Below are 8,184 nucleotides of genomic sequence, written 5' to 3'. Positions count from 1 at the left end.
GCACAACAGCTTCGACGCGCCGGAGGTGGTGAAGCCCGCCGCCTTCACCGGCGCGCAGGTGAGCGGCGGCACGCTGACGGTGGCGCTGCCGCCCCGGTCCGTGGTCGTGCTCGACCTGCAATGAAGCCCTTGGAGCGGAGGGAGGGTGGAATCGCCGTCCGCTCCATCCTTTTTAGCTATGCCGTGTTCCTGCGCAGAAGCACGTTGCGCCCGGAACCATTATCGGAGAGAGCCTATATGGCGCGGCAGATCATCATGAAACTCATGGGCCTCGCGCTGCTGGCGGCTGCTGGCCAGGCCTTGGCCCAGCAACCCGCCGCCACCCTCAACAGCCGCCTGACCGGCGACCTGACGCCGACCCACGATCCGGTCATCATCCGCGAAGGCGACAGCTATCATGTCTTCAGCACCGGCCACGGCCAGCGCCTGATAGAAACGCGCACGTCGAAGGACCTGGTCCACTGGACCGCCGGCGATCCCGTCTTCACCGCCCTGCCCGGCTGGGCGACGAAGGCGATCCCCGGCAGCAACGGCATGTGGGCGCCCGACATCAGCTTCGTGAACGGCCGCTACCGGCTTTATTATTCCGTCTCCACCTTCGGCTCCAACCGCTCGGCCATCGGGCTGGCGACCAGCCCGACGCTCGATCCCAAGGCGAAGAATTACGGCTGGCGCGACGAAGGGCTGGTGGTGATGTCGACCAGCACGGACGACTTCAACGCCATCGATCCCAATTTCATCGTTGACCGGGAGGGTCGCCACTGGCTGGCGCTGGGCAGCTTCTGGACAGGCATCAAGCTGTTCGCGCTGGACCCGAAAACCGGCAAACCCAAAGACCCCAAGGCGAAACCCCATGCCATCGCCCGCCGCCCCGCGCCCACAGGCGGCCCGGCCCCGGTGGAGGCGCCCTTCATCGTCGACCATGGCGGCTATTACTGGCTGATGGCGTCCTATGATTATTGCTGCAAGGGCGTGAACAGCACCTATTATACGGTGATCGGCCGGTCCAGGGCGATCACCGGCCCCTATCTGGGCAAGGACGGCAGTTCGATGATGCAGGGCGGCGGCACCATCTTCCTGCGCGCCGACCTTCAGGAGCAGCAACGCTGGCGCGGGCCGGGCCATGCGGGCTGGCTGCACGACCGGGACGGTACGGACTATGTCGTCTATCATGCCTATGACAAGCAGGCGAACGGCGTCCCCACCCTGCGGATCGCGCCGGTCCGCTGGGGCGCGGACGGCTGGCCGGTGGCTGAATATTGACCCCGTCGCCCTCCCCCCTCCGGCGCTTCGCGTCTCCCTCCCTCTCCCGCCGGGAGAGAGGGGGTCCGCCCCCAAGGGCGGTGGGAAGGGCAAGGGCGACCCAAGAGGAGAGCTTTTCATGAATCCAATCGATCGCCGCCTGTTCCTTGCCGGGACAGCCGCACTGTCGGCAACGCCGCTGATCGCGCGCACCAAGGCCGAAGTCCCTGCCCCCGCCCCCCTCAACCCGTTGGTCAAGCAACGCGCGGACGCGCAGGTCTTCCGTCATGAGGACGGCCATTATTACCTCACCGGTTCCGTCCCCGAATATGACCGGCTGGTCCTGCGCCGCTCCAAGACGCTCGCGGGCCTCGCCACCGCGGAGGAAGCCGTCCTTTGGCGGCATGAGAAGACAGGCCCGCTGTCCGGCTTCATCTGGGCGCCCGAACTGCACCAGATCGACGGACGCTGGACCATGTATTTCGCCGCAGGCCCCAGCGGCGGCGGCGAGGACGTGTTCCGCATCCGCACCTATGCCATCGTCTGCGACGGTCCCGATCCGATGACCGGCCGATGGAAGCTGCTTGGCCAGTTCCAGGCGCCATGGGACAGCTTCAACCTCGATTCCACCAGCTTCGTGCACAAGGGCAGGCGCTACTTCGCCTGGGCCCAGCGCGAACCGGGGATCGAGACCAATTCCAACCTCTATATCGCCCCGCTGGCGTCGCCGCTGAAGCTGGCGGCCAGGGCGACGCGCCTCACGATCCCGACGCTCGACTGGGAAACAGGCGGCTACAAGGTGGCGGAGGCGCCCGCCGTCCTTCACCGCAACGGCCGGCTGTTCATGACCTATTCGGCCAGCGCCACCGACGCGCGCTATTGCCTGGGCCTGCTGACCGCGCCGGAGGATGCGGACATCATGGACCCCGATGCCTGGGTGAAATCGCAGCAGCCGGTCTTCACCAGCTGCCCGGAGACCAGGGTGTACGGGCCGGGCCACAACAGCTTCACCGTGGATGAGAAGGGCCGCGACATATTGGTCTATCATGGCCGCGACTATGAAGCGATCAAGGGCGACCCGCTGTTCAATCCGGACCGCCATACGCGCGTCCAGCGCCTCTATTACAAGGCGGACGGCACGCCCGACTTCGGCGTGCCCGTCGGCAACGGCCCGCTGCCCGAGCGTTTCGCCTCCGCCGTCGATCCCAGGGCGCTGCTGGCCCATGACGGCACCCGCCTGATCGCCGGCAATCCTTCGCTGCCCGCGACCCAGTTCCGCCAGACCGCCGGACGCGCCGGGCCGCAGAGCGTCATGCTTTCCCCCATTCTGTTGCCAGACCATTATCTTTTGGCCGGCAAGGACGGCTCCGTCACCCTCGCCCGCGATGATCGCAGCGCCGATTTCGCCATGCGCAGCCAGTTCGTCCGATTCTCCGACGACAGGTCGAACACGGTCCGCTTCGTGTCCATCGCAGTCACGGGCAAGGCGCTTGCGGCGGTCGGGAAGGAAATCCGCCTTGCGGGCAGCCGCGACGCTACGGCACGGTGGATCGCGGACTGAAGCCCAGCCTCCAAGTCCGACAAATAAAAGGATAAAAAGCCGCCTCCCCATTTCGGAGGCGGCTTTTTCTTTTCGCCGGAAACCGCAGAAAAGCGCCGGTTTTTCGAATGAGACATATTTGTCACTAGGGAAAATTTTTTCGCGAGCGGCGGTGCAAATTCCCTCTTGCCTTCTATTACTCCGAGAAATAATTAGTCCGAGTAATTCATGGCGCCCAAGGCGCTCGCATCTCCAAGGGGAGGATCAAACATGGCTTTGAAGCCGCTCGCTTTCACGTCTGCATCCCTGCTCGCGCTCATGTTGGCGGGCACGGCCCATGCCCAATCCGCAGCAGCGCCGCAGGATGAAGAGGCCAACGACATCATCGTCACGGGCGTCCGCGCCTCGATCGTGGGCGCGCTGAACGTCCGCAAGGAATCGACCCAGATCGTCGACTCGATCGTCGCGGAGGATGTCGGCAAGCTGCCGGACAACAACGTCGTCGAAGCGCTCCAGCGCGTCACCGGCATCCAGGTGACCAACCGCACCGGCGGCGAAGCGGCGGCGATCTCCATCCGCGGGCTGCCCGATGCGCTGACCACGCTCAACGGACGCAACATCTTCACCGCCGCCGGCCAGGCTTTCGCGTTGCAGGACGTGTCCGCCAACCTCGTCAAGCGCGTCGATGTGTTCAAGACCCGCTCCGCCGACCAGATCGAGACCGGCCTTGCCGGACAGGTCAATGTCGAAACCCGTCGTCCCTTCGACTTCGACGGCTTCGCCATTTCCGGCCTTGCCCGCGGCATCTACAATGAACAGGCCGACAGCTATAACCCGAACGTCGCGCTGCTGGTCAGCGACCGTTGGGAAACGGGCATCGGCGACATCGGCCTGCTGGTGAACGGCAGCTACAGCCGCACCAAATATCGCGACCAGACCGTGACGGCGGGCGCCTTCGTGCCGTTCGCGACGATGGACCCGGCGACGGGCACCGGCCTGACGCCGTTCCAGCGCATCTTCCCCGCCGGGCGCGATCCGATCACCGGCCAGTTCGTCGTCGCACCCGCCCTCGGCGCGTGGGACCCCGGCCTGGACCGCGGCCTGCCCACGGCGACCGGCTCCACCATGCTCGTCAACGGCGTCGAAACCCCCTATTATCTGTCGCGAGACGCGGTGTTCAGCTCCGACCTTTACGGCAAGCGGGAACGTCCGTCCTTCAATGTCGCGCTGCAATGGGCGCCCAACAGCAGCTCGGTCTATACGGCCGAGGTCTTCTACGCCGGCTTCCGGGGCGAGACCTTCAACAGCCTGCAGTTCAGCTTCGTCGACTTCTGGGACAATCCGCAGGCGCCGACGCTCTATGACGGCACCAACATCGTCAAGTCGCGCGTCGCCAACAATGTCTACGGCTTCAACAGCGGCGACTTCACCAAGACCTCGACCGACAGCTTCGTCTATGCGCTGAACGGCAAGTGGGACCTGGGCGACCGCGGCAAGATCGTCGGCGACATCGCCTATCAGACCAGCAAGGTGAAGACCTCCTTCATCGCGATGCGCACAGACCGCGTCGCCAGCCAGATCACCACGGATTTCAATGCCGGGGGCGGCATACCGTCCTATCATTTCAGTGACGACAGCCTGCTGAACGACACCGGCATCTGGAACGTCGCACAGCTCTACGACAATGCGAACCGGGACAAGGGCAGCGCCATCACCGGCACGCTCGACGGCTATTACACCTGGGACGAGGGCTTCCTGCGCCAGATCAAGGCAGGCATCCGCATCGACCAGCGCAAGGCGTCGACCGCCGTGCGCACCCAGGACGCCGGCGCGCCGCTGGCCGCGACCACGCTGGCGGGGCTGGGCGAAGGCGCCGCCTTCACCAATTCGGACTTCTACCAGGGCCGCGCCGACGTGCCGACGAGCTGGACGCTCGCGAACGGCTACTGGCTTCACGACAATGCGGACACGGTGCGCGGCCTCTACGGCCTCAGGACATCCGACCAGCTCTCGCTCCAGAGGGTGTTCGACATCGATGAAAGCACCATCGCCGCCTATGTGCAGGCCGATGGCGAACTGTCGATCTTCGGCCGCCCGCTGAAGCTGCAGGCCGGTGTCCGCTACGTCACGGTCGACACCGACTATAATTTCTTCGACCGCTACAATGGCGGCGCGCAGACCCGCGTCTCTTCGGGTTCGGATCGCTTCCTGCCCAGCTTCACCGCGCGCTACGAGATTTTGGACAATCTGCGCCTGCGCTTCAACTATGGCGAAACGCTGCGACGCCCGAACTTCAGCGACATCAACCCCAATTATTCGCTGACCGGCGACCTCACCAATGTCGGCTATGGCAGCGGCACGGCGGGCACGGCGATGCTGAAGCCCACCCATTCGAAGAATTTCGACGCCGCGATCGAATGGTATTTCGAACGCAACAGCGCGATCACGCTGACGGGCTTCCGCCGCGAGATCAACGGGCTGGTGGTGCCGCTGACGGTGATGGAATTCATCCCCAACAACGGCATCGTCGCGGGCGCGACGAACAATTTCGCCATCACCCGGCCGGTCAACGCCTCCAACGGCGTGCTCAAGGGCCTGGAACTGGGGCTCACCTATTTCCCGAGCTATCTGCCGGGTCCGCTGGACGGCCTGGGCTTCGTGGGCAGCGTGACGGTGCTGAATTCCAAGCAGAACATTCCGCAGACGGATGCTGCGGGCAATGTCACAGGTCAGGCGACCTCGTCCTTCTTCGGCGTGTCGGACCTCAGCTACAACGCCACGCTCGCCTATGACAACGGCCCGATCGGCGCGCGCCTGTCCTATATCTGGCGCAAGGAGTTCCTGGCGAACAACGAAGCCCGCCTGTTCGCCAACCCGATCGGCGTTTGGCGCAACCCGGAAAAGAGCCTGGACTTCCAGCTCACCTGGAACGTCAACGACCGTCTGGGCGTGACTTTCGACGCGGTGAACCTCACCAAGTCCAAGCAGCAGACCTATTACAAGTTCGAGGATGTCGGCGGTCCCGAGCAATATAATCTTGGCACGACCCTGCTGGCGCGCACCTTCGCGCTCGGCGTCCGCTACACCTTCAAGTGAGTGCCCGATGGGATGCGGTGTCTCCTCACCGCATCCCATTTCCATGGCGGCCGGTCCGGGACCCCTCTCCATTCCCGGGCCGGCCGCCATATCCTTTGCGGTCATGGGAGGGTGAGAGATGCATGCTTCGATGAAGGTCCTGCTGGCGGGCGCGGCGCTGTTGGGGGCGGCCGCCGCTTCCCCGCCCCCGTCGCGGCCGGGGATGGACAGGCACCACATCGCCGTGCAGCGCTTCGGCAACGATGCCCCCTGGTACGAACAGCGCATTCCCTTCTTCGAGTCCGCCGATCCCCGGATAGACGCCGTCTATTATTATCGCTGGTCCCTCTTCCCCGCGCATCAGCGCGACCTGGGGGAAGAAGGCTTCATCTCCACCGAATTCCTGGACGATGTCGACTGGCAGCGGCACCCTATGCCAGCCTGAACGACGCCACCGGCTTTCATCTGGCGGAGGGGCGCTGGCTGAACGACCGGCGCTATGCCGACGATTATCTGAACTTCATGTATGCCAGCGGCGGCAATGACCGCCACTTCACCGACTATATGGCCGACAGCGTCTGGGGGCGTTATCTAGGCTCAGGACCTATTACTGGCGGGGTCGAGGTTTGAGGCAAAATGGCTCAGGGCAAGAAGGCGAGGCGCAGGAATATGTCGATATTTCCAGCCTGCCGACGCAGCACTGGGCCATTTTGGTCAAATTCCCGCGGGACGCCGAAATGGCGCCTCGAAGTAATGGGTCCTGAGCCCAAAGGGGCTGTAAAGGCGCGACATGCAATGTTGCGGTCGCCCCTGCGAACCGGGCCCGCGCCATGGCGTTCAAGAGCGCTGGCCGCGTCCGGCACTGCCGCGCCTGCTCCACAAGGAAGCCGTTACACAAGCATGCGTCTTTCCATCGGCGGCCGATCGGCATAGTGCTTCAAGGCCGTTTCCTTCTTTCCGGCTTCCACAACCAGAATGTGCGCCATTCAGCCGGCCCCGGAAGCAGCACAAGTTGCACGATGACCCCATTTCCAGAAAGGAACGGCATAGTGACCGTCGATCGTCGTACATTCATGCAGACCGCCCTTATCGCCGGAGCCGTCGCCGCCTCCGCCAACGCATTCGCCCAGACCGTCGCAAAGACGAAGGCGCGCAACGTCGTGCTGGTGCACGGCCTGTTCGCCGATGGCTCGTCCTGGTCGGAGGTGATCCCCCTGTTGCAGGCCCACGGGCTCAACGTCACCGCAGTCCAGAACCCGCTGACGACATTGCCCGATGCGGTGACTGCGGCGCGGCGCGTGCTGGATCGTCAGGATGGGCCGACCGTCCTCGCCGGGCACAGCTTTTCCGGGATGATCGTCACCGAAGCGGGCATGCACCCCCATGTCTCCGCCCTCGTCTATGTCGCCGCCCGCGCGCCCGATGCGGGCGAGGATTATGGCGCGCTGGCGAAGACATTTCCGACGCCGCCGGCCAGCGCCGGCATCGTCTTCGACGGGGATGAGGGGCGATTGACCGAAGCGGCCTTCCTCCGCGATTTCGCGGGCGACCTTCCGGAGGCCAGGGCGCGGGCGCTCTTTGCCGTCCAGTGGCCGTTCCACAGGGAACTGCTCGCGGGCCGCACGACGAACGCGGCGTGGCGCAGCAAGCCCAGCTATTATGCGGTCTCGACGGAAGATCGCACGATCGACCCCAACCTCCAGCGCTTCATGGCGAAGCGCATGAACGCAAAGACGATCGAGCTGAAGTCGAGCCATGTGTCGCTGATCTCCCACCCCCGCGCCGTTGCGGATCTGATCCGCGAGGCGGCGGGACCGGCCTGACCCGGGTGCCGGCGAGCATGGAAAGCCTAAGGCTCAAGGCAATAGGCGCACAGCTTATTGCCATCGAGGTCGCGGCAGTAGGCGAAGTACCATCCCGGGCCGCGCACATGGGGTCCGCCCTCGGTTGCGCCACCCAATGCGAGGGCGCGCTGATGAAAAGCGTCCACCTCCTCGCGCCGATCAAAGCAGAAGGCGACCATCGATCCATTCCCCACCGTTGCTGGCTGCCCGTCATAGGGCCCAAGGACCGCGAAGCTGAAGGAACCATCTCGCCCGTACACACGACCTCCAGATGGATGCTCGAACAAAGGCGCAAGCCCGACCACCGCAAGCAGCGCGTCATAGAAGGCCTTTGCACCGGCGAGATCGTTCGAACCAACTGTGCAATATGCTAAGACGCCCATGCCGAAGCCTCCCGTTCGCTGAACCTCCATCCATCCGGGGAAGAGCGATGATGCGCAACCGGTCTTTGGCGGAGCCCTGGATTCGGACGCACCGCTTCAG

The 8,184-nt window shown here is 64.5% G+C and carries 6 protein-coding genes; 5 read left to right on the top strand and 1 reads right to left on the bottom strand.

Annotated features, from left to right (window positions below):
• The first annotated feature begins 237 nt into the window (after positions 1-237).
• The 5 genes from A8G00_RS09990 to A8G00_RS09970 all read left to right on the top strand — a co-directional run bounded on the left by A8G00_RS09990 (position 238) and on the right by A8G00_RS09970 (position 7,680).
• On the top strand, positions 238-1,263 hold the full coding sequence (locus tag A8G00_RS09990) for an arabinan endo-1,5-alpha-L-arabinosidase (RefSeq protein WP_103000554.1): 1,026 nt from the start codon (positions 238-240) through the stop codon (positions 1,261-1,263).
• Between the two features lie 118 nt (positions 1,264-1,381).
• Positions 1,382-2,803: a family 43 glycosylhydrolase gene (locus A8G00_RS09985; RefSeq protein ID WP_103000553.1), complete on the top strand. Its 1,422-nt coding sequence runs from the start codon at positions 1,382-1,384 to the stop codon at positions 2,801-2,803.
• A gap of 249 nt (positions 2,804-3,052) precedes the next feature.
• Entirely contained in the window at positions 3,053-5,878 is a 2,826-nt protein-coding gene (locus A8G00_RS09980; RefSeq protein ID WP_103000552.1) for a TonB-dependent receptor, read from the top strand.
• A 118-nt stretch (positions 5,879-5,996) separates the two neighbouring features.
• On the top strand, positions 5,997-6,302 hold the full coding sequence (locus tag A8G00_RS09975; protein ID WP_061937223.1) for a hypothetical protein: 306 nt from the start codon (positions 5,997-5,999) through the stop codon (positions 6,300-6,302).
• Between the two features lie 604 nt (positions 6,303-6,906).
• On the top strand, positions 6,907-7,680 hold the full coding sequence (locus tag A8G00_RS09970; protein WP_061937226.1) for an alpha/beta fold hydrolase: 774 nt from the start codon (positions 6,907-6,909) through the stop codon (positions 7,678-7,680).
• A 26-nt stretch (positions 7,681-7,706) separates the two neighbouring features.
• Here the strand turns inward: A8G00_RS09970 and A8G00_RS09965 are convergent, their stop codons facing one another.
• Complete coding sequence (locus A8G00_RS09965; RefSeq protein WP_061937229.1) at positions 7,707-8,084, bottom strand: VOC family protein; 378 nt, start codon at positions 8,082-8,084, stop codon at positions 7,707-7,709.
• Positions 8,085-8,184: the final 100 nt, after the last annotated feature.

This window comes from Sphingobium sp. SA916, assembly GCF_002894065.1.
Lineage (GTDB): Bacteria > Pseudomonadota > Alphaproteobacteria > Sphingomonadales > Sphingomonadaceae > Sphingobium > Sphingobium fuliginis.
This window is presented reverse-complemented; position numbering and strand designations above follow the sequence as displayed.